This window comes from Streptomyces cavernae, from assembly GCF_004023625.1.
Lineage (GTDB): Bacteria > Actinomycetota > Actinomycetes > Streptomycetales > Streptomycetaceae > Streptomyces > Streptomyces cavernae.
This window is the reverse complement of the sequence record NZ_RPDJ01000031.1, coordinates 22,569-47,039: the sequence shown is the minus strand read 5'-3', so window position 1 is coordinate 47,039 and position 24,471 is coordinate 22,569. Positions and strand designations below refer to the sequence as shown.

Below are 24,471 nucleotides of genomic sequence, written 5' to 3'. Positions count from 1 at the left end.
TGACAAGGGTGTTACCGAGACGTGTTCTGCATGCCGCCCGAGCGTCAACCCTCAGTGGAGAAGTTGCGGCGAAGGGCTTGACGTGACCCGCTCGACGGACGTAAATCTTCTCAGGATTCCTGACATTCGAGGCATGTGCCGCCCGGTCGACCACCGCGGCAAAGCCGAGGCACTCGGTGGGAAGTTCTAGTGCCGCGGCAGGCAACGTTTGCCCGTCAAGGAGCGGCGTCCGGTGCGTGCTCTGGGGGTACCCCCTGCACGAAGAGCTTGGGGGAGTGCCCGCCGGAAGTCCTCGTACTGGACATACTTGGGCTTCGGCCGGTGCGGCGAGTGGGGGCCCCTGCTCGAAGAGCTTGGGGGAGCGTGCCGGGCGTCGCGACGGGGCGAACGTTGCCTGTCGGGGCACCAGCGACCCTCGACGCCGATCGCGCCCTCGGTCGAAGCCCGTTGCGTGACGCCGCACGCACGGGGAATCGCCAACGACCGCCGAAACGCCGGACGTTCGCCCGCGAGCGCGGACCAACCGCGGAAATGTCCGACCGCCCGATGTGCGACGACACCTATTCCCGCTTTGGCCAAATCTTGATCGGTGGCTTATCTCACCTACCGTCAACCCTTTATTACGGTCGCGTAGGTCACATTCGAAGGTGAATCATGAGTCGCTGTGGCAGACGATTCGAAGAGTGACAACGCAGCAGTGATCGGGTCGTACGTTGCGGTGGGGGACAGCTTCACCGAGGGCGTGGGCGACCCCGGCCCGGACGGGGCCTTCGTCGGCTGGGCCGACCGGTTCGCCGTGCTGCTCGCCGACCGCAGGCCCGAGGGCGACTTCAACTACACCAATCTCGCCGTGCGCGGGAAACTGCTCGACCAGATCGTCGAGGACCAGCTGCCGAAAGCCCGGAAGCTGGCGCCGGACCTGGTCTCCTTCTGTGCGGGCGGCAACGACATCATCCGGCCCGGCACCGATCCCGACGAGGTCGCCGAGCGCTTCGAACTGGCCGTCGCGCAGCTCACGTCCGCGGTCGGCACCGTCATGGTCACCACCGGGTTCGACACCCGGGGAGTGCCCGTGCTGAAGCACTTGCGCGGCAAGATCGCCACCTACAACGGGCATGTACGGGCGATCGCCGACCGTTACGGCTGCCCGGTCCTGGACCTGTGGTCCCTCAAGACCGTCCAGGACCGCCGTGCCTGGGACGACGACCGTCTGCACCTCTCGCCCGAGGGGCACACCCGGGTCGCGCTCCGGGCAGGCCAGGTCCTCGGCCTCACGGTGCCGGCCGACCCCGACCAGCCCTGGCCGCCCCTGCCGCCACGCGGCACGTTCGAGGTACGCCGGGACGACATCCACTGGGCCCGCGAGTACCTGGTCCCGTGGATCGGCCGCCGGCTGCGCGGGGAGTCGTCGGGCGACCACGTGGCGGCGAAGGGCACCCTGTCCCCGGACGACATCAAGATGCGGATCGCGCAGGCGGTCTGACGGACGGGCGTTCGCGGACCGCTCGGGGCCGCCGAGGGTGCACGCGCACCGTCGGCAGTCGCCCGCGTTGACATCCTCGCCTGCGTGAACGCAGGCGATTCCGGGCAGCACCGCTACGCGGTGCTCCCTTGGGTTCCTGCTTCATCGGCCCCTGCCACCCGAGGGTGGTCTGACAAGGTCTCCACAGGCTTGACGTCCCGCCAGTCCGGCGGTAGGTCCGCCAACTACGTTGTCGGGCAAGGCGCATTCAGCAGTGTCGCTGCGGGCCCTCCAAGCCGCTGGGCTCAGGATGCCCTGCACCTCCACCCTGAAGGATGGAGCCCTGGGCAAGTGTTCGGTAGCACACCGCGCCATCCCGTCCAGGCCCGCGCACGAGGGCCCCGCTGCCGTCAGGAGCGGGGCCCAGCCCGGCGTGCGTCGGCCGGGGACCGTGAAAGAATGCCGAGCTCACGCTGGGGGAGTACGTCGGCCGAGCCGGGCGAGGTGACTTCCGCAGCCGCGTCGGCATGACTCCCTCGCCACACGACACGGCCGGACGACCGGCCCGGGGCGGGGCAGCGTCGGAATGTCCGTGTCGCGACCTCAGCGCACCGCCGCCGTCAAGGCCTCGCGGTCCAGCCCCAGTTCACACGCGAGCGCGTCGTCCATCCACTGCTGGGCGCGCGCACGCGAGACGCCGCCCGAGTACGCCGTCATCTGGACCGCCAAGCCGTCGAGCAGGGCCGTGAGGCGCAGCGCGGTGCCCGCCGGATCGGCGCACCGGAACTCGCCCGCGGCCACGCCCTCCGCTATCACCTCGGTGATGGCGGCCTTCCACTGCCGGTCGAGGTCACGCGTGACCTCCCGCAGCGCCGGCTCGCGCAGGGCCGCCGCCCAGCCCTCGATCCACAGCCGCCACCCCTTGGCCTGCCCGGTCGGCGCGTACCAGCGCACGGCCGCGCGCAGCCGACGCAACGCCGTCGTCCGACGGCCCAGCAGCTTGCGCAGACGCGTCAGGTCACCCTCGGCGGCATAGGCGAACGCTGCGGCGACCAACTTCTCCTTCGTCGAGAAGTGGTAGAGCACCAGCGCGTTGCTCACCCCGAGTGCGGCCGCCACATCGGCGATCCGCACGGCCACCACACCCCGCTCCTCGATCTGTCCCACGGCGGCCCGCAGCAACTCCTCCCGCCGCTCCGCCACACTCAACCGCACCCTGGTCACCCGGCAACACTACACAGCGACCGCACAGTGCCCCGGGGTTCCCCGCGGTCAGCGATACCAGCCGAATCGTTCCGTGATCAGCGGCAGGCGTTCGGCGGCCAGGGCGTGGGCCGCGGTGCGTGGGGTCGTCCCGTCGGAGTCGGCGCGTGCCAGCATCCGGTCGACCAGGGTGCGCATCGAGCGGCGCGTGTACGCGAAGGCCTCCTCCGGGTCCGGCCCGACGTCTCCGAACAGGGTCCACCACCACCAGGCGTTCGTACCGGAGTTGACGACGACGTCCGGCAGTACGGTCACCCCGCGGGCGGCGAGCAGGGTCTCCGCCTCGGGAAGCACGGGCATGTTGGCGGCCTCCACGATCCAGCGGGCCGTGATCCGGGCCTGGTTCTCGGCGTCGATCGCGTACGAGACCGCCGCCGGGACCAGTACGTCCGCGTCCACGAACAGCCAGGCGTCACCCGGCAGTTCACGGTCGCCGTCGCCGAGCGCAGAGCGGTCCACGGTGCCGTGGGCGTCCCGAGCGGTGAGCAGGGCTTCGATGTTCAGCCCAGCGGGGTTCAGCATCGTCCCCTTGACATCCGCGACCGCGACCACGCGGAGGCCGGCGCGGGTCAGGAACCGGGCCGTGGCGCCGCCCATGGTGCCCAGCCCCTGCACCGCGACGCGCGTGCCCGCGTGCGGCACGCGGGCCCTGTCCAGGGCGGCGAGGACGGACTCGGCGACCCCGCAGCCGCCGACGAGTTCGTCGAGCCCGATGCCGTCCACGTCGACCGCGAACGCGTCCGCGAGCCGCCGGCGGGCCGCCGCCTCGTCGTCGAGGAGCGGGTAGACGGCCTGTATGGAGGAGACGAGCCCGGCTTCGGCCGCGGCGCGGTCGACCAGGTCCTGGCTGAGGCCCAGATCCTCGCCGGTGGTCCAGAAACTCTCGATGTACGGCCGCATGGCGCGCAGATAGCGCACCAGGACGCCGTACGCCTCCGGCTCCCGGGGGTCGCAGTCGATGCCGCCCTTGGCCCCGCCCAGCGGGACGTAGCGGCCGTCCGGGTTGTAGTGCAGGGCCTCCTTCATCGTCATCCCACGGGCGAGAGAGGCCACTTCGTCGAGAGTGCAGCCCGCCCGCATCCGCAGCCCTCCGCTGGAGACGCCGCGCACGAGCCGGTCGACCACGAGGAAGCCGCGGCGGCCGGTGACGTGGTCGGTCCAGGTCAGGTTTATCAGCGGGGCGGGGGAGAGGGCGGTCTTGGAGGTGGTCATGCGGCTCCTCGGCCGGAGGCGTGGGTGCTGGACGAATACTGAATGGTAGGTCAGTAGTTCGCGCGGCGCAGGCGATCTGCCGGGTGACGGCCCCGAACTTCGGCGCAGCCGGCCGGTAATGATCGGGCCTTCCCGGACGTTGAGCCTCACAGACATCGAACCGTCACGGCTCGACCCGGCACTGTCAGAGGGGGCGCACACAATGGAATGGCTGACCGCAAACACCTGGAGGTCCCCGTGAGCGGCTTCCGCTCTCCCCAGTCCGGGCTGCGCGCCCTGCAACCCGCCGGCTTCGGCGCGGATCCGGCGGGTGAGCGCCTGGAACGCATCCGCAGATCACCGAACTTCGCAGACGGCGTCTTCGTGAACCCCGAAGGCACCCGCACCCGCCCCTCCGGCGGCGTCGCGCTCGAGCTGGCGAAGAGCTTCTTCCGCAAGGAGGCGCGCGCCCGCCGCACCCCGTCCGGCACCATACCCGTGCATCCCACGACCCTCGCCGACCTCGCCAAGCCCCCGTCCACCGGGCTGCGCCTGACGTGGATGGGCCACTCCAGCGTGCTCACGGAGATCGACGGTCACCGTGTGCTGTTCGACCCGGTGTGGGGCCGGCGCTGCTCCCCGTTCGACTTCGTGGGTCCCCAGCGGCTGCACCCCGTACCGCTCCCGCTCGCCGCGCTCGGCCAGGTCGACGTCGTGGTGATCTCGCACGACCACTACGACCACCTCGACCTCCCCACGATCAAGGCACTGGCCGACACGGACACGGTGTTCGCGGTACCGCTCGGCGTCGGCGCCCACCTGGAGCACTGGGGAGTCCCCGCCGACCGGCTGCGCGAGCTGGACTGGGGCGAGTCGACCAAGGTCGGCGGCCTCACCCTGACCGCCACCCCCGCCCGTCATTTCTGCGGCCGGGGCCTGCGGAACACACAGCACACCCTGTGGGCCTCCTGGGTGGTGGCCGGTGGGGAACACCGCGTCTACCACAGCGGCGACACCGGATACTTCCCCGGCTTCAGGGACATCGGCGCGGAGTACGGCCCGTTCGACGCCACGATGATCCAGATCGGTGCCTACAGCGAGTTCTGGCCCGACATCCACATGACTCCCGAAGAGGGCCTCCGGGCACATGTGGACCTGCAGGGCGGGGACGCGGCCGTGGGGGGCGTACTGCTGCCGATCCACTGGGGCACCTTCAACCTCGCCCCGCATCCGTGGGCCGAGCCCGGCGAGTGGACGAAGGACGCCGCCGAAGCGGCCGGCCGAGCGGTCGCGTTCCCGCGCCCCGGCGAACCCTTCGAACCGGGCGGGGAACTTCCGGCGGAGCCCTGGTGGCGGGCGGTGTCCGCGCCGATCCCGCGCCCGTGGCGCCGGACCGTGGTCCCGGACGCCGCACCCCCCGCCGCCGGCGATCTCGACCTCGCCGCCGAACGGTGACATGCGCGCTCTCCCGTCCCCGGTCAGCGCCCCTGGGGCGGTCCGGTGCGGTGTGCCGGTGTCCGTCGGGAACGGACACCGGCACCTCCCCCCGCACGGTGGTTCGCTGAGCCGCGGAAGACGGTTCACCAGGCGCAGTCGGGCACTCCCGCGATCTTCTCGCCGCCACGTATGTAGATGTTGTTGACCCAGCCGACCTTCCCGTCGGACAACTCGACCAGCGTCCACCAGCGGTTGGAGTAGCCGCCGTCGTGGATGGTCTCGCCCTCCCGCTGGCAGTGGGCGGACGCCGTCGTACGCGAGACCGTGGCGACGACGGTCGGGCAGGATCCGCGGGAGGGATAGAAGACACAGTCCGCGTCCTGACCGTCATGGCGGACGTTCACGTTGGCCGCCCAGATGTAGACCGACGGGAGCGCCGCCGGGGCAGCGGTCGAGGCCGACGGAGTGGCGCTCGCGCCATCCGCCTGAGCGACCGTGGAAGCGATCGCTGCGGTACCGGGCCGAGCGGACGATGCCGAGGCCGCCGGGGCCACGGCCAGGACTCCGGCCGACACGGCGACAGCGGTCACGGCCTTGATCAGACGTCGTGTGTTCACGGCTCCTCGGTTTTCCGCGCCCGGTCTCTGCGCCGGGGGCACTCGTGGGACGGTTGCGCGGACAGACGGTCGCCCTCGCGGGCGGGACGGCGGGTGCCGCGCTGTCCACCCTGGTGACGGGTGGCGGCCGCCCGCCGTATGAGTGCCGGGACGAGAAATTCTTCTCCGGGCATCGCGACCTCCGGATCGGGCCACCGTCGCCTCGGGCCACGAGGGCTCAGGGGCGGGCCCGCCGCGGTCGCTGCCGGCGGTCGGTGATGTCGGCGAGATAGCCGCGCAGCATGATCTTGGCCTCGTCGAGAAGGGCGCTGTCGCCGTCGGCGTCGCGACGGAAGGCCTCCTGGGCGAGCGCGTCCGCGGCGAGGACCGCGGCGTGGCAGGCCCGGCCGAGCCCCTCGTCGTCGTGACCGAAGCCGAGCGCGAGCAGCACGCGGCGCACTCCGTCGGCCATGCGGCGCTTGTGCTCGCGGTCCGCGGCGCGGGTCCGTTCGGTCAGGCCGCTGCCGAACCACAGGGCGCGAAAGCCGTGTTCGGTGCGGTAGATCCCCGCGTAGGCGTCGATGAGGAGGCCGACGGGATCCTCCCAGCGCTGTGTCGCCGCGTCCCGGGCCAAGTCGTCCATGACTGCCTCGAGCCGGGCGAAGTAGCCGGCGGCGAGGGCGTCGATGATCGCGCCGCGGTCGGGAAGGTACTGGTACAGCGAGCCCACCGACACCCGCGCCTCGGCCGCGACCCGCGTGGTGGTCAGTGCCTCGACCCCCTCGGCGATCAGGACGCGCTCCGCCGCCTGAAGGACGCGGGCCAACCTGGCTCTGCTGCGCGCCTGCTGGGGCGTTCGGCGCAGGGGAGCGCTTTCCGCTCCGGCTGGCCGGGACCCGCCCTCCGCTCCGGCGGGCTGCGGCCCGGTGTCCGCTCCGGCGGGCTGTGGCCCGCCTTCGGCTCCGGTGGGTTGTGGCACGGTGTCCGCTCTGCCGGGCTGCGGCCCGCCCTCCGCTCCGGCGAGCCGGGACCCGTTGTCCCTCTCGCCGGTCGGGCGAGCGTCTTCCGTCCCGCCGCTGTCCGCGGTCGGCTCGCCCAAGTAACAACTCCCAAACGTGAACGTGACTTTGTTTCACGTTTAGGTTACCGTCGCGTACATGACCGACTCAAGCTCCGTGCTGGGTCAGGATCGGGCCGCCGTGGCGGACGCCTGTCGCCGGCTGGGGGCCGCGGGCCTGCTCATCGGCACGGCCGGAAACGTCAGCGTGCGCGTGGGGGAGCGGGTTGCGATCACCGCGACCGGCGCGGTCCTCGCCGAACTGACCGCGGACCAGGTGACGGTGGTCGACCTCGACGGCGACATGGTGGCCGGGACCCTGCGGCCGACCTCGGAACTGGAGCTGCATCTCGGCGTCTACCAGCGCTACGACGCCGGCGCGGTCGTCCACACCCATGCGCCCATGGCCACCGCACTCTCCTGCGTCCTCGACGAACTGCCGTGTATCCATTACCAGTTGCTCGCCCTGGGTGGCACCGTGCGAGTGGCGCCGTACGCCACCTTCGGCACTCCGGCGCTCGCCGAGTCCGTACTGAACGCGCTCGAGGGCCGCAGCGCCGCACTGATGGCGAACCACGGTGCGCTCACCCACGCGCCGACCCTCGACAAGGCGGTCGAGCACGCCCTGCTGCTCGAGTGGGCGTGCGGTGTCTACCAGCGCGCGGCCGCCCTCGGTGAGCCCCGTGTCCTGGACGAACAACAGCAGCTCGCGGTGATCGAGGCCGCGATCGCGCGCAACTACGGCACCACCCAACCCGTGCCACCCGTGCAGGAGGAGAGCCGATGAAGGTCGTCACGATGGGCGTGCACGTGCTGGACGTGCTGGTGCGGCCGGTGGAGGCCATACCCGAGGGCCAGGGCGCGACGCTGGTGGAGGACATCAGGATGACCGCCGCCGGAACGGCCGGCGGGACCGCGCTCACCCTGGCCAAGCTGGGTGCCGAGGTGCGCAGCGCCGGGGCGATCGGTACCGACCCCACCGGCGACATGCTGGTCCAACTGCTGGGCAAGGCCGGCATCGACACCGGGTTCCTCGTCCGCCGCGCCGACACCCCCACCTCCGCGAGCGTGCTGCCCATCCGGCCCAACGGCGACCGGCCCTCACTGCACCTGCTCGGCGCCAACATCACCTACGGGCTCGACGACGTGCCCTGGGACGCCATCGCGGAAGCCACGCACCTCCACCTCGGCGGCCCGGAACTGATCGGAGTCGACGTCGCCGCGCGCATCCTGTCGTACGCCAAGGAACACGGCGTGGTCACCTCCGTGGACCTGCTCGCGCCCGGGGTGCTCGGCAGTTTCGAGCAGATCGCGGCCGCGCTGCCGTACGTCGACCACCTGCTGCCCAACGACGATCAGGTCCTCGGCTTCACCGGTGAGGACGACCTGGTGGCGGGCGCGAAGAAGCTGCTCGGTGCCGGGGCCGGTGTCGTGGCGGTCACATGCGGTGGTGACGGCGCGGTCGTGGTGACCGCGGAAGGCACCGAACCCGTGCCCGCCTTCGCGATCGACGTGGTGGACACCACAGGATGCGGCGACGCGTTCTCGGCCGGATTCCTGCGCGGCGTGGGGCTGGGCCGCAGTCCGCGCGAGGCCGCGGTACTCGGCTGTGCCGCGGCGGCACTGGTGGCGCAAGGCCTCGGCAGCGACCACGGCGACTTCGACCTCGAGGCCGCCGACGAGTTCGCCGCGACGCACAAGTCCCGCGCGTGAGCTGTGGCGGGAGGGGATGACACCCACGTCGGCGGTCCGACCCGCACCTCGACAGCCCCTCCGGACGGCACCTCGACAGCCCCCTCCGGACAGCACACCCAGATCACCTCTGCGCGGCCCCCGTCGATCCGGTGAACGGAACGGCGGGGGTCTTTGTATGACCACGGCTTGACCACCGCTTGTGTCCGAGCGTGTGCGGTACGGGACCGGTCCGGCGATCCGCTACCGGAGATGGCGGCAGCCCGACCTCCAGGTTTCCGTATCGTCACCAGTTCCGCTCCTTCTAGTGACAGGTCCCCTATAGGATCTGCACACGATCTGATCAGATGCAGTGATCGTTTGATCATTTCAACCTCATGACCATCTGTTTCCTCCCGAGGAGCTTCCGTGGCGTCTGCACGTCGTCGCCCTCCCCGACGTCGGGTATGGCCCAAGATCAAATTGTTGCTCGTCATCGGAGCGGTCGGCGCCGGCGGGACGGCGCTCTATCCGGTGTGGCGTGCGGCGAACCCGGACCCGGCGGAGCTCACGATCCGCTACCGGACGCAGACTTCCGCCAAGGCCACGGTGGCGAAGCCGGCGCTGGAGATCTTCAACGAGACGAAGAAGGCGCTGCCGCTCAGCGATGTGTCGCTGCGCTACTACTTCACCGCGGACGGTGCCGGCTCGTACGCCTTCAACTGTGTGCAGGCCGAGATCGGCTGCTCGAACATCGCCGGCACCGTCGTCGCCATGGACGACGCCACCGACACCGCGGACCACTATCTCGAGATCCGGTTCACCGACGACGCCGGCACCCTGAAGCCCAGCGCCAACAGCCGTGGTATCGATCTGCAGCTCTTCCGGACCGACCACAAGGAGATGAAGCAGTCCAACGACCGCTCCTTCGACGGCGAGATGACGAGCTTCAAACAGTCGAAGAAGGTGACCGCGTACAAGCGGGGACTGCTCGCCTGGGGCGAGGAACCGGATGGCACCACCAAGGACAGTGAGAAGAAGGCCCCGAAGGCCTCCACCGCGCCCACCGAGGTGCCGACCGCTCCGGCGGGAGTCGTCTTCGACAACTTCAACTACGTGGGTGCCAAGGACCCGGCCCTGTTCAAGCATGGCTGGCTGGTCCGCAGCAGCAAGGGCGGCCCGGGGATCGAGGACACCTGGACTCCCGACGGCGTGAGCTTCCCCGCCGAGGAGGACGCCGAGGGCGACGGCCAGGTGCTCCAGCTGCGCGCCAGCACGGACGGCACCGAGGCCGGTACGAAACAGGCCAGTCTGGGCAGTTCCTCGGACAAGTTCCGCGAAGGCACCTACGCCGCCCGGGTCCTGTTCAGCGACAAGCCGACGACGGGTGAGAAGGGCGACCACGTCAACCAGACCTTCTACACGATCGGCGGCAAGGGCAAGACCTACAGCGAGCTCGACAACGAGTACATGCCCAACGGCGGTTGGGGACGGCTCGGACCCAAGCTCGACACCGTCACCTGGTACGACCACGAGACCAACGACCGTGTCTACAACACGACGAACAAGAGTCTCGCCGGCTGGCACACCGTGATGATCACCGTCGAGGACGATGTCGTCACCTACTGGCTGGACGGAAAGAAACTGTTCAGCAGCAACGGCAAGTACGCTCCCCGAGCGGGAATGTCGATCAACTTCAATCACTGGTTCATAGACCTGCCCTTCAAGGGTGACCGAACCTGGGACATGAAAGTTGACTGGCTGTACTACAACGAGAACAAAGCCTTGTCGGAAAACGCAGTCGACACCGCAGTCAAGGGCTTCACCGACAACGGCATGAACTACTTCGACACGGTTCAGGAGTAAGGGTGAGCAAGAGGGGGACCCGCGCCCGCAGCCGCGCTGCTGCGGCGGAGCGCGAGAAAGCAGTGGTGAGCCGGCGTTCCGCGCTGTTCCTTGGCGGGGCCGGCGGCCTCGCCATGGCGGCCGGTGGCGCCTGGGCGGGCAATCTGGCCACAAAGGCCCAGGCCGCCCCCGCCGCCGCAGGGGGAATCGGAGGGCTCGCCACGCCTCCGCTGTACGCGCCGTCCGGGCGGCGCCCCAAGCAGCGCCGAGCCACCTGGAGCCAGCAGTTCCAGGCGGGGCACGGCTGGACCGCCGGAGGCGCCGGCACCGCCTCGTCCGAGGCGAACGACAAGACCGTCTTCGTCCGCGGTACGCAGGCGGTCCGGGTGACCACGAACGGTACGGGCAAGCAGTCGTACATACGCAAGACCGGTATGACGGCGATGAACCTGACCGGCAAGATGCTCAGGCTGATCTTCCGGGTCGATGACGTGGCCAACCTGTCGAAGCTGGTCTTCTACCTGGGCAGCGGTTCCCTCGCGAACAACTTCTCCTGGACGTTCCACGCCCACTCCGCGACGGCGGCCAACTACGTCCAGTCGGGAGAATGGGTGACGGTCCACCTGCAGTGGGCCGACGTCACCAGCGCCGCCGGCACGTACTCGATCTCGGCCGCCGGCAACCCCTCCACCAAGACCGGCTTCACCGACATGTCGTTCGCCGTGTACGACAACGCGGGCGGCGCGGTGACCTACCGGCTGCAGGCGGTCGAGGCGATACCCGACACCTCCTCCGTCTTCCCCAAGGGCGTCGTCTCGATCACCTTCGACGACTCCCACAAGTCCATCCACGACATCGGCCGGCCGGTGATGGACGCCTTCGGCTTCCCCGGTACGGTCTACAACATCGCCGACGCGATCGGGACCGGGAACTTCCTGACGATCGACCAGATGCGTTCGATGCAGGACTTCTCCGGCTGGGAGATGGCGGGGCACTCCTACGCGAACGCCACCCACACGGCCAGCTATCCCAAACTCACCGCGGAGCAGGCGGACACCGACTTCCGCAAGCTGCGCGAGTGGCTGGTGTCCAACGGCTTCAAGAGTGAGCACTTCGCCTATCCGCACGGTGCGTTCCAGAAGACCACCGACGGTGTCCCGGTGGACCTGATCGCGAGCCGCCACTTCACCACGGCCAGGTCGATCATCTCCGAGACGATCGAGTCCTTCGCCCCGGCGATGCCCTACCGCCTGAAGGCGCTGACCGGCATCAACGACGGTACGGGAATCGGCGGTACGGCGCTGTCGAAGGTGACGGGCGCGGGCGGCAGACTCGACCGCTGCGCCAACAGCGGTGACTGGCTCATCCTCTGTCTGCACAAGGTCGTCGACGGGACTCCCGCGACCAGCACGGAGATCGGCAAGGCCGGCCTGTCAACGCTGATGCAGGCGATCAAGGACCGGGACATGCCCGTCGTGACGGTCGAGGAAGCCATGGCCTACTACACCTGACAGGGCACGGCGGCCCGTACCCGTGTGCGGGCCGCAAGAATTCGTGAAGAGGCCGTCTGGAGAAGCCGGGAAGCCGGTGCAGACGGAGACCCGAACACGAAGGGGGCGGGCCGCACGGACATGATCCGTGCGGCCCGCCCCCTTCCGTCGTACCTGCGGCCGTCAATCCTGGCGGCCGTCGGGGCGGTCGCCGGCGGTCACTGCCGCCAGCCGCCTTGCCCGTTGCCCGGATGCAGGTGGGGATCCACGTACTCGGCCTGACGGGTGTCGACGCCCGTCTGGTACGGGTCGTGCTGGCCGGCCTGCCATTGCTGCTGCCCGGGTCCCTGCCAGCCGGGGTGCTGCCCTTGGCCCGGGTGCTGGCCCTGGCCGGGGTGCTGTCCCTGGCCCGGGTACTGCCCCTGGCCCTGGCCCTGGCCCTGGCCGGGGTGCTGGCCCTGGCCGGGGTGCTGGCCCTGGCCCGGGTACTGCCCCTGGCCCTGGCCAGGGTACTGGCCCTGGCCGGGATGCTGCCCCTGCCCCGGGTACTGTCCCTGGCCCGGGTACTGCCCCTGGCCCTGGCCGGGGTGCTGGCCCTGGCCCGGGTACTGCCCCTGGCCGGGGTACTGGCCCTGGCCGGGATGCTGCCCCTGCCCCGGGTACTGTCCCTGGCCCGCCGGGTACTGACCCTGCCCGGGGTATTGGCCCTGACCGGGCCCGGGGCCGGGCCCCTGCCCATGGCCGGGGCGAGGCGCTCCGCCCTGCTGCCACTGCCCGTTGGGGGGCTGTCCGGCGGCCGCCTGGGCCGGGGCTCCCCAAGTCACCGGCTGCTGAGGAGCCGTACGGCCGTACTCCCGCACATGGCCGACGGTCGCCATGCCGGGCGGGAGCGGCTGTTCGTTGATGACGGCCGACCGCGGAGGCGTCGTCCGCCGCAGCGCCAGGCCCTCGAGACGCATGAGCTGGAGCGTCTCGCCGACCTTCGGGTCGGAGTACGGGTCCTCTTCCTCCCAGACCGCGGATACTTCGTCCTCGTGCCCGGCGACGGACACCTCGACACCGCCCTGACGGGTGCCCCAACTGCCCTTGCTCAGGGTGACCAGGGCGTAGAAGCGGAGCGGCGTGAGCAGGGTCAGCTGGATCACGCCGTAGAGCGGGGCGAGCAGGAACATGCCGAAGCGCTTGATGAAGCCCATGCCCCGGCGGGGGAAGTCGAGGTACCGCACATTGCGGAGGTACCCCATGAGCACCATGAAGACGAGGTAGTCCCCGATGTGGTTGAGGAACCGGTCGGGGTGCATGATCGGCAGGATGACCATCGAGTAGAACATCGCCGAGCCGAAGACCAGCCACAGCGCCAGTTCCATGCAGGTCAGCCAGAAGGCCGGCCGCAGCTTCTTCTGGTTGCGGAAGGCCCACAGGGACTCGCGGAAGAACGACTTGTTCCAGCGGACCTGCTGGCGCAGGAAGTGCGGCAGCTTCTCCGGCACGGCCGTGTAGCCGACGGCGGTCTCCTGGAAGACGACCTGGCCCTCCATGAGGCAGTAGTTCGTCATCCGGCGGTCGTCGCCGAAGACGGCCGGCTTGCCCAGGAACTGCTGGTTGAGGAAGTCCGGGAGGTACTTGCGGACCAGCGATCCCCGGTAGGCGGAGAGCGCGCCGCAACAGCACAGCACCGACTTCAGACGCGAGTACGCGGCCCGCTCGAACAGGAACGAGTTCCCGTACCGCAGGTCCTGCAGACGCGTGAAGATGTTGCTGTCGTGGTTGAGCGCCAGCACCATGCCGGTGGAGGCCATGACGCGCTCGTCGGCCAGTGGCAGCAGCAGCTCACGGACCGTGTCCCGGGACAGGATCGTGTCGGAGTCGACACAGAGGAAGATGTCGGAGTACGGCGCCGCCTCGAAGCCCAGCGCGAGCGCCTCGCGCTTGCCCTTGTTCTCGGGCTGCACACTGACCGTGTACTTCACGCCCTTGGCCTCGAACTCGCGGCGCATCTTCTTCGCCGCCCGGATGCCCCCTGAGTCGGCGCTGGCGTCGTCGATGATGTGGATCTCGTTCGGCAGCCGGCTCTGCGCGAGGAGGCTGCGCAGGCCCTGCTCGAACATCACCGGGTCCTCGTTGTAGATCGGGATGACCGCGGTGACCCAGGACTGCTCGAGGTACTCCAGCTCCTCCCGCCCCGCCTTGGCCGGACGGTAGAAGAGGGCGCCGAACATCTTCAGGGTCAGCAGACCCATGGCACCGAAGGAGTACAGATGCAGGGAGCCCGCATCGAGCCGGGTGGCGATCAGTGCCGCGAGGGCCAGGAAGACGAAGTACGAGACCTTCAGCTGCCTGCGCCTGCGGTGCCCGCTGCGTCCGCCGTCGACGGCGCCGGGTATGTACTCATCCTCGGAACTCACAGCTTGACCACCCGCGGATGGTCGGCCGATTTTCCTCGGGTGTCGAACAGCAGCTGGGTCCGGTCGGCCAGCTGGGCCAGGTCGATCTCCCGGTGCGGCTGGAGCAGGATGGTCAGGTCCGCGGACTCGGCCGCCGCCAGGTAGTCGTCCACCCGCTCGACGGGCACTCCGCCGACCGTCCAGTTCTCGACCCGCGGGTCGAAGTAGACGAGTTCGGCGCCGCGTGCGCGAAGGTTCTCGGCCACCGTGAGGGCCGGGCTCTCCCGCTGGTCGGAGATGTCGGGCTTGTACGTCACGCCGAGCAGCAGGATCCGGGAGCCCCGGATCGCCTTGCTGTGGTCGTTCAGCAGGTCGGCGGCCCGGTTGACCACGTGCACGGGCATGCGCTGGTTGATCTCCTGCGCCAGCTCCACGAAGCGGAACGGAATGCCGAGCGAGCGGACCTTGTACGACAGGTAGTTGGGGTCGATGGGTATGCAGTGGCCGCCGACGCCCGGGCCGGGGTAGAACGGGGCGAAACCGAACGGCTTGGTGGAGGCGCAGCGGATCGCGTCCCACAGGTCGACACCGATCTCGCGGCAGAACATCGACATCTCGTTGACGAGGGCGATGTTCACATGCCGGTAGGTGTTCTCCAGGAGCTTGGCCATCTCGGCCTCGCGGGTGCCCTTCGCCTCGACGACGCGCCCCACGAAGCGCTCGTAGAGGGCGCGCGCGGCCTTGGTGCAGTCCGCCGTGACGCCGCCGACCACCTTGGGTGTGTTCTCCAGGCCGAACTCGGGGTTGCCCGGGTCGATGCGCTCGGGGGAGAAGGCGAGGTGGAAGTCCTCGCCGACCTTGAGGCCGCCGGCCTCCAGCCGGGGCCGGACGACTTCTTCGGTGGTGCCCGGGTACGTGGTCGACTCGAGGACGACGAGCGTTCCGGGAGTGAGGTGGGTGGCGATGTCCTCGACCGCGGAGTGCACCGCCCCGAGGTCGGGGGCGCCGTGCTCGGTCAGGGGCGTGGGTACACAGATGACGACCGCGGCGGCGCTGGAGATGACGTCGGCCCGGTCGACCGCCTTGAAGCCCTGCTCGAGCATCGTGCGGACCTCGGCGTCGGTGATGTCGTCCACGTGCGAGCGGCCGGCGTTCAGGCCGTCGACGACCCGACGGCTGCGGTCGAGACCGGCCACCTTGAGCCCGGCGGCAGCAGCGGAACGGGCCAAGGGCAGCCCCACGTAGCCGAGCCCGACAACGACAAGATCCACCGTGGTGGCTCTGTTCACGAGACCTTCCCCACCCCAGTCCGGACCCCGGCCCGACAGCCTCGGCCGCCTGCGGGTCCGAACTTGAGTTCTCAAAAACTGGACAAGAGTGAGGATGCTAACAAGAACTTCACAGGAGTGATACCAGTTCCGGGAAGTGCCTCTCGTCACCCACAAGGCGTACAACCATTGGTGGGCCTTCTGTGTCTCAATCAATCCCCCCTTCCCCGCGCCTCGGTGCTCTACGCATCGACTGCGAAACCGAAGGTGACGTCATCCGAAGAACGACGGAGAACCGGAGCGAAATGAGCCACGCTCACTCCCCTGTCGGCGGGCGCCGGGCCCGCAGGCAGCAGCGTCGGAAGGCCCCTTCCCGTGGGCGGCGGATGCGCCGGGGCATCCTGTTGGGGCTGGTGGCGGCGGTGCTGGCCGGTGGTGGGACGGCCTGGTGGCTGTACGAGGGCCTCGACTCCAACCTGGAGGACCGCGCGGTCGACCTGGACCGGGCGCTGGGCGACGAGAAGAACCGGCCAAAGCGGGAGGAGGCGGCCGGGGACGCCATGAACCTGCTCGTCCTCGGCTCGGACACCCGGGCCGGCGACAACGCGGCCCTCGACGGGGCCGCGGTGAGCGGCGCGCGTTCCGACACCACGTTGCTGGTGCACATAACCGGGGGGCGGACCGAGGCGGTCGCGGTGAGCATCCCGCGCGACACGCTCGTCACCCGCCCCGAGTGCACGCGGGACGACGGGACGGTGGCCCCCGGCCGGGAACGGACGATGTTCAACTCGGTCTACGCCGAGTTCGGGCCGGCCTGTACGGCGAAGACCGTCGAGCAGATGAGCGATGTCCGGGTCGACCATCTGATCGAGGTGGACTTCGCCGGTTTCAAGGACATCGTCGACGCGATCGGCGGAGTGACGGTCACCGTCGACGAGCCCGTCCGGGACTCGTCGGCCGGACTCGATCTCCAGGCGGGCCCCAACCGGCTGAACGGCACCGAGTCGCTCGCCTTCGTCCGGGCCCGCAAGGGCATCGGCGACGGAAGCGACCTCGGCCGCATCGGCCGCCAGCAGCAGTTCCTGGTCGCCCTGCTCTCCGAGATCAAGAAGCAGGACCTGCTCGGCAGCCCCACGAAGACCTACCGGATCGCCGACGAGCTCACCGAGGCGCTCACCACCGACTCCACTCTCGCCTCGCTCACGGCTCTGGCCGAGTTCGGGCAGAGCATGCAAGGCATCGACCCGTCGAGCATGGACACGATCATGCTCCCGGTCGAGTACGACAAGACCGACCCGAACCGGGTCGTGGCCGCCGAGCCGCAGGCGGCCGACTTGTGGGAGGCGATCCGCACCGACTCCGAGATCCCGGAATCGGTGCGCAAGCCCCCGGCGACCGGCTGATCCGGGGACGGGCTGATCCGGCGACCGGCCGACCAGGCCCGGCGGCACGCAGCCGGGGCGGACCGGTGGGTCCGCCCCGGTGGGTGGCTGAGCGGGTGGTTCAGCCGGTGGCGCGGAAGGAGCGCAGCCGCAGGGAGTTGCCGACGACGAAGACCGAGGAGAAGGCCATGGCCGCTCCCGCGATCATCGGGTTGAGCAGCCCGGCCGCGGCGAGCGGCAGGGCGGCCACGTTGTAGGCGAACGCCCAGAACAGGTTGGACCGGATGGTGCCGAGGGTCTTGCGGGCGAGGCGGATGGCGTCCGCCGCGGCCCTCAGGTCGCCCCGTACGAGCGTCAGGTCGCCGGCCTCGATGGCGGCGTCGGTGCCGGTGCCCATGGCGAGGCCGAGGTCGGCCTGGGCCAGGGCGGCGGCGTCGTTGACCCCGTCCCCGACCATGGCGACGGAACGCCCCTCGTCCTGGAGCCGCTTGACCACGTCGACCTTGTCCTGCGGGAGGACTTCGGCGATGACGTCCGAGGCGTCGATGCCGACCTCGCGGGCGACCGCCTCGGCCACCGCCTTGTTGTCGCCGGTCAGCAGGATCGGCGTCAGACCCAGCGCCCGCAGCCGGGTGATCGCCTCCGCGCTGGTGTCCTTCACCGCGTCGGCGACCTCGAGGACGGCCCGCGCCTCGCCGTCCCAGGCGACCGCGATGGCGGTACGGCCGGCGGTCTCGGCTTCGGCCTTGGCCCGCCGAAGGCCCTCCGGCAGATCCATGGCCCACTCGGCCAGCAGCCGCTCCCGGCCGACGAGCACGGCGTGACCGTCGACGATGCCCTGCACACCGAGGCCGGGAACGTTGGCGAAGTCCTCGGGCGTGGGCAGTGCCCCGAGCTTCCTGAGTGCCCCGTCGGCGACGGCGCGGGCGATGGGGTGCTCGGAGGAGTGCTCCAGCGCCCCCGCCAACCGGAGGACTTCGGGCTCGTCGGTGTTCTCGGCGGTGTGCACGGCCAGCAAGGTCATCCGGCCGGTCGTCACGGTGCCGGTCTTGTCGAGGACGATGGTGTCGACCTTGCGGGTGGACTCCAGGACCTCCGGGCCCTTGATGAGGATGCCGAGCTGGGCGCCGCGGCCGGTGCCGACCATCAGGGCGGTGGGGGTGGCCAGCCCGAGGGCGCAGGGGCAGGCGATGATCAGTACGGCGACGGCGGCGGTGAACGCGGCCGTCAGCCCGGAGCCGTTGCCGAGCCAGAAGCCCAGGGTGCCCAGCGCGAGGGCGATCACGACGGGTACGAAGACGGCGGAGATCCTGTCCGCGAGGCGTTGTGCGGCGGCCTTGCCGTTCTGCGCGTCCTCGACCAGCTTGGCCATCCGCGCGAGTTGGGTGTCGGCGCCGACCCGGGTCGCCTCGACGACCAGACGGCCGCCCGCGTTGATCGTCGCCCCGGTGACCGAGTCGCCGGCTGCCACCTCCACGGGGACGGACTCACCGGTCAGCATCGAGGCGTCCACGGCGGAGGTTCCCTCGACGACCGTCCCGTCCGTGGCGATCTTCTCGCCGGGACGTACGAGGAAGCGGTCGCCGACCTGCAACTCGGCTGTGGGGATGGTCTGTTCGCGCCCGTCGCCGCGCAGCACGGTGACGTCCTTGGCGCCCAGTTCCAGCAAAGCCTTGAGGGCCGCGCCCGCCTTGCGCTTGGAGCGGGCCTCGAAGTACCGGCCGGCCAGGATGAAGGCGGTGACACCGGCGGCGGCCTCCAGGTAGATGTTCCCGGCGCCGTCACTTCTGGCGATCGTGAGCTCGAACGGGTGGGTCATGCCGGGTGTGCCCGCGGTGCCGAAGAACAGCGCCCACAGCGACCACAGGAAGGCGGCCGAGGTGCCCACCGAGATGAGGGTGTCCATGGTGGCCGCGCCGTGCCGGGCGTTGGTGAACGCCGCCTTGTGGAAGGGCCAGGCGGCGTACGTCACGACGGGCGCCGCCAGCGTCAGCGACAGCCACTGCCAGTACTCGAACTGCCATGCCGGAACCATGGCCATGGCGATGACGGGCAGGGCCAGCGCCACGGCGGTGATCAACCGCTGCCGCAGCGGCCGCAGTTCGTCGTCGGCCTCCGCCGCCTTGGCGCCGCCCTCCGACTCGTCGCGCGGGGGCGCGGGTTCGTGCGCGGTGTACCCGGTCGCCTCGACGGTGGCGATCAGGTCCTGGACGGAGACGTCATCGGCGAAGCTGACCTTGGCCTTCTCGGTGGCGTAGTTGACGGTGGCGGTGACACCGTCCATGCGGTTGAGCTTCTTCTCGATGCGGGCCGCGCACGAGGCGCAGGTCATGCCGCCGATGGCGAGCTCTACCTCGGTGGCGGCGGTGCCGTTCGTGGTGGTGGTCATGGCTGCTCCTCGTACGAGGTGGGTGGCCGGGACCCGGGCGGCGGGGCCCGGGTCCCGGCGGTTCGGGGGGTGCGGGTCAGGCCCGTCCGGTCAGCTCGTAACCGGCCTCGTCGACGACGTGGGCGACCGTCGCGTCGTCCGGCTCGGTGGCGCTGGTGACGGTGACCCGGCCGGTGGCGAGGTCGACGTCGACCTCGGTCACGCCGTCCAGCTCGCCGATGACCTTGCTGAGCGTGCTCTTGCAGTGGCCGCAGGTCATGCCGGAGACGGCGTAGGTCGTGGTGACGCTCCCGGTGGCCGCGGCCTCGGCAGTGGTGGAGGCGGTGGTGCCGGACGAGCAGGTGCCGTCGGTGGAGCAGCAAGACGAAGACACGGGTTCCTCCTGGAGAGTCCGTCTGGACGGTCGTGGTAATCCGCCGGGTACCGAGTGGGGGTATCCGGCTCGGGTCCCATGTATACCCCCTGGGGGTACAAGATGCAAGCCGGTCGATGCCTTGACTCCATACCCCCTGGGGGTATGGTGAACAGCATTGAGGTCCTGAATCCAGACCTGAGGGCCCCGCGTCAAGGGAGAAGGCCATGAAAACCGCACTGAAGATCACCGCATTCGCCGCCACGCTCGCCGCGACGTTCGGTACCGCGTACGGCGTGGGGCAGGGCATCGACCCCGTCGTCGCGGACAGCGCGTCCCCGCGCCACACCGGTCACGGCGAGGCGTCCCGCACACCGGCGCCGGAGGGAGGAGGAGGCCACGCCGAGCACGAGTCGGCCGCCCCGGCCGCCGGCGGACTGCAGATCTCCGAGCAGGGCTACACCCTCGACCTCAGGACACCCCGTGTCACGGCCGGACAGCGCGCCGACCTCCGCTTCGCCATCCGGGACGCGGACGGCCGCGCCGTCACCGCGTACCAGCGCGAACACGACAAGGAACTCCACCTCATCCTCGCCTCACGCGATCTGACGACCTATCGCCATCTGCACCCCACCCGTGCCGCCGACGGCACCTGGAGCACCCCTGTCGACCTGCCCCGCGCCGGCGGCTACCGCGTCTTCGCCGACTTCACCCCGGCGCGGAAGGGGGCCGAGAACCTCACCCTCGGCGCCGACCTGGCGGTCTCCGGCGACTACGAGCCGAGGGACGTCCCCGCGCCGAACAGCACCGCCACCGTCGACGGCTATCAGGTCCGGCTGACCGGCGGCCTGCGCCCGGGCAGGGCCGGCGAACTGAAGCTCACCGTCTCCCGGGACGGCAAGCCCGTCACCGACCTCCAGCCCTACCTCGGCGCCTACGGCCACCTCGTCGCACTGCGCTCCGGCGACCTCGCCTACCTCCACGTCCACCCGGGCGGCGAACCCGGCGACGGGAAGACCGAGCCCGGCCCCGGCATCTCCTTCACCGCGACCGCGCCCAGCAGCGGCACGTACCGCCTGTTCCTCGACTTCAAGCACGAAGGGACCGTCCGCACCGCGGCCTTCACCGTCCGGTCCGGGGCCTCCGGTGCGGCGCCGGCCACACCGGAGGCCCCGGACCGGCCCGCCGCGGAAACCGCGGACGGCCACCGGCACTGAGCCGCACCGGAACAACCGTCAGTCCGGGGCCGGGGTCCGCACTCGGGTGAGAACACAGCAAACTGTCTGCGCCGGTGTCACCGGTGGGGCAGGTGTTATGCATCTGCCCTGTGTTCTTCAAACACCCTGTCTACGGGGGAAAGGTGTGCGGGTCGTATGAGACGTCGTTGGTGGGGAGCCGCCGCGGTGGTGGCCGCGGGGGTCTCCGGAGTCCTGGTCGTGCAGGGGGTGACCGGAGAGACCGCGACCGGAGCGCGGGCCGACGGAAAGCCCGGACCGGTCCGGAGCAAGGCCCGGACGGCCCCGTTGAAGACGGCCGGTGACGGCTCGTCAGCCCGGCTCGGCAAACGCGACACCCGGCGGTTCAGTCTGCTCGGTGTCACCTGGGCGGACCCGTCCGCCCAGGTGGCCGGCACGGTGGAGGTCCGCACCCGGGACGCCGGGACCGGCGAGTGGTCCGGCTGGCTGGAGTTGGACGGCGACAGCGGACGGGGCGAACAGGGCGCGGCGCGCGGCGGCACGGAACCCGCGTGGGTGGGCCCGTCCGACGGGGTGGAGGTCCGGGTGGACGGCAGGAAGTCCGCACGGCTGCCCGAGGGACTGCGGCTGGACATGATCGATCCGGGCGCCGGCGGGGGATCGGACATGGACCCCGCGGCGTACGCGTCCGACGCCCCGACCTCGACCCAGTCACCGGCCTCCTCCGCACCGGCGGCCTCCACGACCCCCTCGGCGCCTGTCGAGCCGTCCGACTCCGCGTCTGCCTCCCTGTCGTCGTCCGGGAGTGCCACGCCCAGCACGCCGCCCTCGTCCTCGGCTTCGCCGTCCTCCTCGGCGGGTGTGCCGTCGGCCCAGCGGTCCATGGCACCGCGGCCGCCGATCACCTCGCGGGCGGGCTGGGGCGCGGACGAGTCGATCAGCCCCGAGGAGCCCGGTTACCTGCCCGGCGGGAAGATCAAGGCGGCGTTCGTCCACCACACGGCGGCGTCCAACGACTACACCTGTGAGCAGGCACCGGCCGTCATCCGTGGCATTTACGCCTACCACGTGCAGCAGTTGGGCTGGAAGGACATCGGCTACAACTTCCTCGTCGACAAGTGCGGCACCGTCTACGAGGGACGCAAGGGCGGCGTGGACCTGCCGGTGATGGGCGCCCACACCTACGGCTTCAACGCCGAGTCCACCGGAATCTCCGTCCTGGGCAACTACACCACCACCGCCCCGTCGACACCGGCGATGACCTCGGTGGCCCGGATCGCCGCATGGAAACTGGGGCAGTACGGGGTCGACCCGGGGGGCTCCGCCACCCTCACCGCCGGCGCGGACGCGAAGAACTACTTCGGCAAGTCCTGGACCAAGGGCACGAAGCTGAGCTTCCAGGCCGTCTCGGGCCACCGCGACGGATTCAACACCCAGTGCCCGGGTGACGCCCTCTACGACCGGCTGCCAACGATCCGCAGCTGGGCGGGCGGCCCGGTCACCGGCCTCACCCTGAAGTCCGTCACCGGCGCGGGCCGGTCCGGTTCGACCTACTACACGAAGGCCGGCATCACCGTGAACTGGTCGGCCACGACCCCGGCCCCGCTCGTCGCGCGCTACGAGGTGCTGGTCGACGGGCAGCCGACGGCCACCGCCGCGGGCACCGCAACCTCCGCCAAGGCGACGCTCAAGCCGGGCACGCACCAGGTGGCCGTGCGGGCCGTGCACCAGTCCGGGAAGACCGTGACCTCGTCCGCCGCCACCGTCGTGGCCGACACCACCGCGCCCACCTTCACCACCAGGCCGAACCTCGCCCTGCGCACCGGCACGGTGAACACCACGGCCGTCCCGCTCACCCTGAAGTGGAAGGCGTCGGACAACGCCGCGCTCAAGGAGGTACGGCTCACCGCGCCCACCGCCGCGGCGTACGGACCCACCGTCACCAGCGCCAACCACACAGCCAAGCCCGGCGCCGCGACGACCTGGGCGATGACCGCCCACGACCTGGCGGGCAACACCGGCACGGCCTCCGTCGCGGGCACTCCGGTGATCCTCCAGGAGACCTCCGCCACCAGGTCGGGCACCTGGACCGCCAAGTCCTCCAGCAGCTACCTGGGCGGCAAGTCGTACACCAGCACCACCAGGAACGCCGCGCTCACCTGGACGTTCACCGGCCGCTCGGCCGCATTGGTGGTCTCGCGCGCCACGACGTCCGGCCAGGCGCACATCTACGTGGACGGCACGAAGGTCACCACCGTGGACCTGAAGTCGACCACGACCAAGTACCGCGACGCGATCTGGACCAGGACCTGGACCGGCAGCGCGAAGCACACCGTCAAGATCGTGGTCGTGGGCACCAGCGGCCGCCCCACGGTCACCGCCGACGGCCTGGTCTACCTGAGGTAGGCCGCGTTCGCGACGGGCGGGCGCGGAATCGAGTCTTCCGTGGTGCAGTCGTGGTGTGGACCGGCCGACGGGAATGCGTGAGGGCGATGGTGGGCGCCACGGCGATGAGGGCTCGTCCGGGGACGAGCCCTCATCCGTGGACGAAGCCTTGTCCGCCGATGAGTCCTTGTCCGTGGACGAGGCCCTGTCCGTGGATGAGTCCTTGTCCGTGGACGAAGCCCTGTCCGCGGATGAGTCCTTACAAGCGGAGGCGGACGAGGCCGACTCCGCGGACCGGAGGCCCTCCCGCCTGGCCGACGTGGCGCTCGCGTTGCTGCTCGCCGTGGCCGATGCGCTCGCCCTGGCGGGCGTGGCCCTGGTGATGTTCCTGATTGGGATGTCACGCTCGGAGCCGCCCGGGTCGTCGCCCCTGCGGGAAGGCGACGCCTCCGCCTTCCTGTTGCAGGCGCTCGTCTGGCTCGTTCCCCTGGCGCTGGGGGTGTCGGCGTTCGTGCACGCGCGCCTGCGCATGCCGGTCACCGCGGTCGTGCAGGGGCTGTTCTTCGTCGCCGGCACGGTGCTGGCCGTCGGACAGGCGCGCATGCTGTTGTCCCTCGGGTGAACCGAGCGCCGCACGCGTGACCGGATCGGACAAGCGGACACGCGCATGCCGGACAGACCTCGGACCGCGTCGCCCTTCCGTGCACCGGCCAGCCCTTCGAACTCACGACTGATATCTCCCCGGCGGAGTCGCGCCGCACGGTACCCGTTCTCGCCACGCCGCGTGACGTTGCGGAGGGGTCTGGGGAGTCCTGGGGCCGTACTGCTCATGTGATCAAAAGCAGGCAAAAGGGTGAGTCCTTGAGGGCCGTGATGGCCCGCTTCCCGGCCGCCTGGATGTCGTCGCCTGCCCGATTGTGACCGCCTCTGATCAGTTCGGATGGTCACGGGAACATGCGCCCGAAGGGTTTATCGGTCTGTCGTACGAGTGCTCATACCAGAGCGGGACGCCGTCGGCCCGAGTTTGGCAACTGCCCATCGCACATGATGCTCTGGCGACTACGGTGAGTGGCCGACGGACTACCCAGGACCGAGTGCTTCGG

General features: G+C 70.3%; 18 protein-coding genes. 10 read left to right on the top strand and 8 right to left on the bottom strand.

Annotated features, from left to right (window positions below; genetic code table 11):
• Positions 1-697 precede the first annotated feature (697 nt).
• Complete coding sequence (locus EF387_RS33845; protein ID WP_128379495.1) at positions 698-1,483, top strand: SGNH/GDSL hydrolase family protein; 786 nt, start codon at positions 698-700, stop codon at positions 1,481-1,483.
• A gap of 582 nt (positions 1,484-2,065) precedes the next feature.
• Here the strand turns inward: EF387_RS33845 and EF387_RS33840 are convergent.
• The gene (locus EF387_RS33840; RefSeq protein ID WP_238431751.1) at positions 2,066-2,686 is read right to left on the bottom strand and encodes a TetR/AcrR family transcriptional regulator; all 621 of its coding nucleotides are present in this window, start codon (positions 2,684-2,686) and stop codon (positions 2,066-2,068) included.
• 48 nt (positions 2,687-2,734) lie between these two features.
• On the bottom strand, positions 2,735-3,937 hold the full coding sequence (locus EF387_RS33835; RefSeq protein ID WP_128379425.1) for a glutamate dehydrogenase: 1,203 nt from the start codon (positions 3,935-3,937) through the stop codon (positions 2,735-2,737).
• A 237-nt stretch (positions 3,938-4,174) separates the two neighbouring features.
• Between EF387_RS33835 and EF387_RS33830 the strand changes: the two genes are divergently transcribed.
• Entirely contained in the window at positions 4,175-5,371 is a 1,197-nt protein-coding gene (locus tag EF387_RS33830) for an MBL fold metallo-hydrolase (RefSeq protein WP_128379493.1), read from the top strand.
• Positions 5,372-5,496: 125 nt separating this feature from the next.
• Here EF387_RS33830 and EF387_RS33825 read toward each other — a convergent pair whose 3' ends face one another.
• Both EF387_RS33825 and EF387_RS33820 read right to left on the bottom strand, forming a co-directional pair.
• Positions 5,497-5,970, bottom strand: coding sequence for a peptidase M23 (locus tag EF387_RS33825; protein WP_128379424.1), 474 nt, complete (start codon positions 5,968-5,970; stop codon positions 5,497-5,499).
• Positions 5,971-6,187: 217 nt separating this feature from the next.
• Positions 6,188-6,775: a TetR/AcrR family transcriptional regulator gene (locus tag EF387_RS33820; RefSeq protein WP_238431750.1), complete on the bottom strand. Its 588-nt coding sequence runs from the start codon at positions 6,773-6,775 to the stop codon at positions 6,188-6,190.
• A gap of 331 nt (positions 6,776-7,106) precedes the next feature.
• Between EF387_RS33820 and EF387_RS33815 the strand changes: the two genes are divergently transcribed.
• The 4 genes from EF387_RS33815 (at position 7,107) to EF387_RS33800 (ending at position 12,033) form a co-directional block, all read left to right on the top strand.
• Positions 7,107-7,793, top strand: a complete 687-nt coding sequence (locus EF387_RS33815; protein WP_128379423.1) for a class II aldolase/adducin family protein — start codon at positions 7,107-7,109, stop codon at positions 7,791-7,793.
• Positions 7,790-8,719 (top strand): carbohydrate kinase family protein, encoded by a 930-nt coding sequence (locus tag EF387_RS33810; RefSeq protein WP_128379422.1) that lies wholly within the window; start codon positions 7,790-7,792, stop codon positions 8,717-8,719. The genes EF387_RS33815 and EF387_RS33810 overlap by 4 nt, the downstream gene beginning before the upstream one ends.
• 444 nt (positions 8,720-9,163) lie before the next feature.
• On the top strand, positions 9,164-10,543 hold the full coding sequence (locus tag EF387_RS33805; protein ID WP_238431749.1) for a cellulose binding domain-containing protein: 1,380 nt from the start codon (positions 9,164-9,166) through the stop codon (positions 10,541-10,543).
• Positions 10,544-10,545: 2 nt separating this feature from the next.
• Complete coding sequence (locus EF387_RS33800) at positions 10,546-12,033, top strand: polysaccharide deacetylase family protein (RefSeq protein WP_238431748.1); 1,488 nt, start codon at positions 10,546-10,548, stop codon at positions 12,031-12,033.
• Positions 12,034-12,230: 197 nt separating this feature from the next.
• Here the strand turns inward: EF387_RS33800 and EF387_RS33795 are convergent, their stop codons facing one another.
• Both EF387_RS33795 and EF387_RS33790 read right to left on the bottom strand, forming a co-directional pair.
• The gene (locus tag EF387_RS33795) at positions 12,231-14,417 is read right to left on the bottom strand and encodes a glycosyltransferase (RefSeq protein ID WP_238431747.1); all 2,187 of its coding nucleotides are present in this window, start codon (positions 14,415-14,417) and stop codon (positions 12,231-12,233) included.
• Positions 14,414-15,685 carry a nucleotide sugar dehydrogenase gene (locus EF387_RS33790; protein WP_128379420.1) on the bottom strand — a complete coding sequence of 424 codons (1,272 nt, stop codon included), beginning with the start codon at positions 15,683-15,685 and terminating at the stop codon, positions 14,414-14,416. Before EF387_RS33790 ends, EF387_RS33795 begins: the two co-directional genes overlap by 4 nt.
• A 284-nt stretch (positions 15,686-15,969) precedes the next feature.
• Here EF387_RS33790 and EF387_RS33785 point away from each other — a divergent pair, with 284 nt between their 5' ends.
• Positions 15,970-17,067 (top strand): LCP family protein, encoded by a 1,098-nt coding sequence (locus EF387_RS33785; protein WP_128379419.1) that lies wholly within the window; start codon positions 15,970-15,972, stop codon positions 17,065-17,067.
• A 100-nt stretch (positions 17,068-17,167) separates the two neighbouring features.
• On the opposite strand, the gene EF387_RS33780 is transcribed toward EF387_RS33785, so the two are convergent.
• Both EF387_RS33780 and EF387_RS33775 read right to left on the bottom strand, forming a co-directional pair.
• Positions 17,168-19,435 (bottom strand): heavy metal translocating P-type ATPase, encoded by a 2,268-nt coding sequence (locus EF387_RS33780; protein ID WP_128379418.1) that lies wholly within the window; start codon positions 19,433-19,435, stop codon positions 17,168-17,170.
• A 76-nt stretch (positions 19,436-19,511) separates the two neighbouring features.
• A complete protein-coding gene (locus EF387_RS33775; RefSeq protein WP_128379417.1) occupies positions 19,512-19,808 on the bottom strand; it encodes a heavy-metal-associated domain-containing protein in 297 nt (98 codons plus the stop codon).
• A gap of 206 nt (positions 19,809-20,014) precedes the next feature.
• Here EF387_RS33775 and EF387_RS33770 point away from each other — a divergent pair, with 206 nt between their 5' ends.
• The 3 genes from EF387_RS33770 (at position 20,015) to EF387_RS33760 (ending at position 23,990) form a co-directional block, all read left to right on the top strand.
• Entirely contained in the window at positions 20,015-21,004 is a 990-nt protein-coding gene (locus tag EF387_RS33770; RefSeq protein ID WP_128380464.1) for a hypothetical protein, read from the top strand.
• 156 nt (positions 21,005-21,160) lie between these two features.
• Positions 21,161-23,389 (top strand): peptidoglycan recognition protein family protein, encoded by a 2,229-nt coding sequence (locus tag EF387_RS33765; RefSeq protein ID WP_128379416.1) that lies wholly within the window; start codon positions 21,161-21,163, stop codon positions 23,387-23,389.
• A gap of 172 nt (positions 23,390-23,561) precedes the next feature.
• Entirely contained in the window at positions 23,562-23,990 is a 429-nt protein-coding gene (locus tag EF387_RS33760; RefSeq protein ID WP_128379415.1) for a hypothetical protein, read from the top strand.
• Positions 23,991-24,471 lie beyond the last annotated feature (481 nt).

Excerpts from the sequence above, each read along its gene's own strand:
- EF387_RS33835 (WP_128379425.1), bottom strand. The coding sequence starts at position 3,937 with ATGACCACCTCCAAGACCGCCCTCTCCCCCGCCCCGCTGATAAACCTG.
- EF387_RS33815 (WP_128379423.1), top strand. The coding sequence starts at position 7,107 with ATGACCGACTCAAGCTCCGTGCTGGGTCAGGATCGGGCCGCCGTGGCG.
- EF387_RS33810 (WP_128379422.1), top strand. The coding sequence starts at position 7,790 with ATGAAGGTCGTCACGATGGGCGTGCACGTGCTGGACGTGCTGGTGCGG.
- EF387_RS33785 (WP_128379419.1), top strand. The coding sequence starts at position 15,970 with ATGAGCCACGCTCACTCCCCTGTCGGCGGGCGCCGGGCCCGCAGGCAG.
- EF387_RS33780 (WP_128379418.1), bottom strand. The coding sequence starts at position 19,435 with ATGACCACCACCACGAACGGCACCGCCGCCACCGAGGTAGAGCTCGCC.
- EF387_RS33770 (WP_128380464.1), top strand. The coding sequence starts at position 20,015 with ATGAAAACCGCACTGAAGATCACCGCATTCGCCGCCACGCTCGCCGCG.
- EF387_RS33765 (WP_128379416.1), top strand. The coding sequence starts at position 21,161 with ATGAGACGTCGTTGGTGGGGAGCCGCCGCGGTGGTGGCCGCGGGGGTC.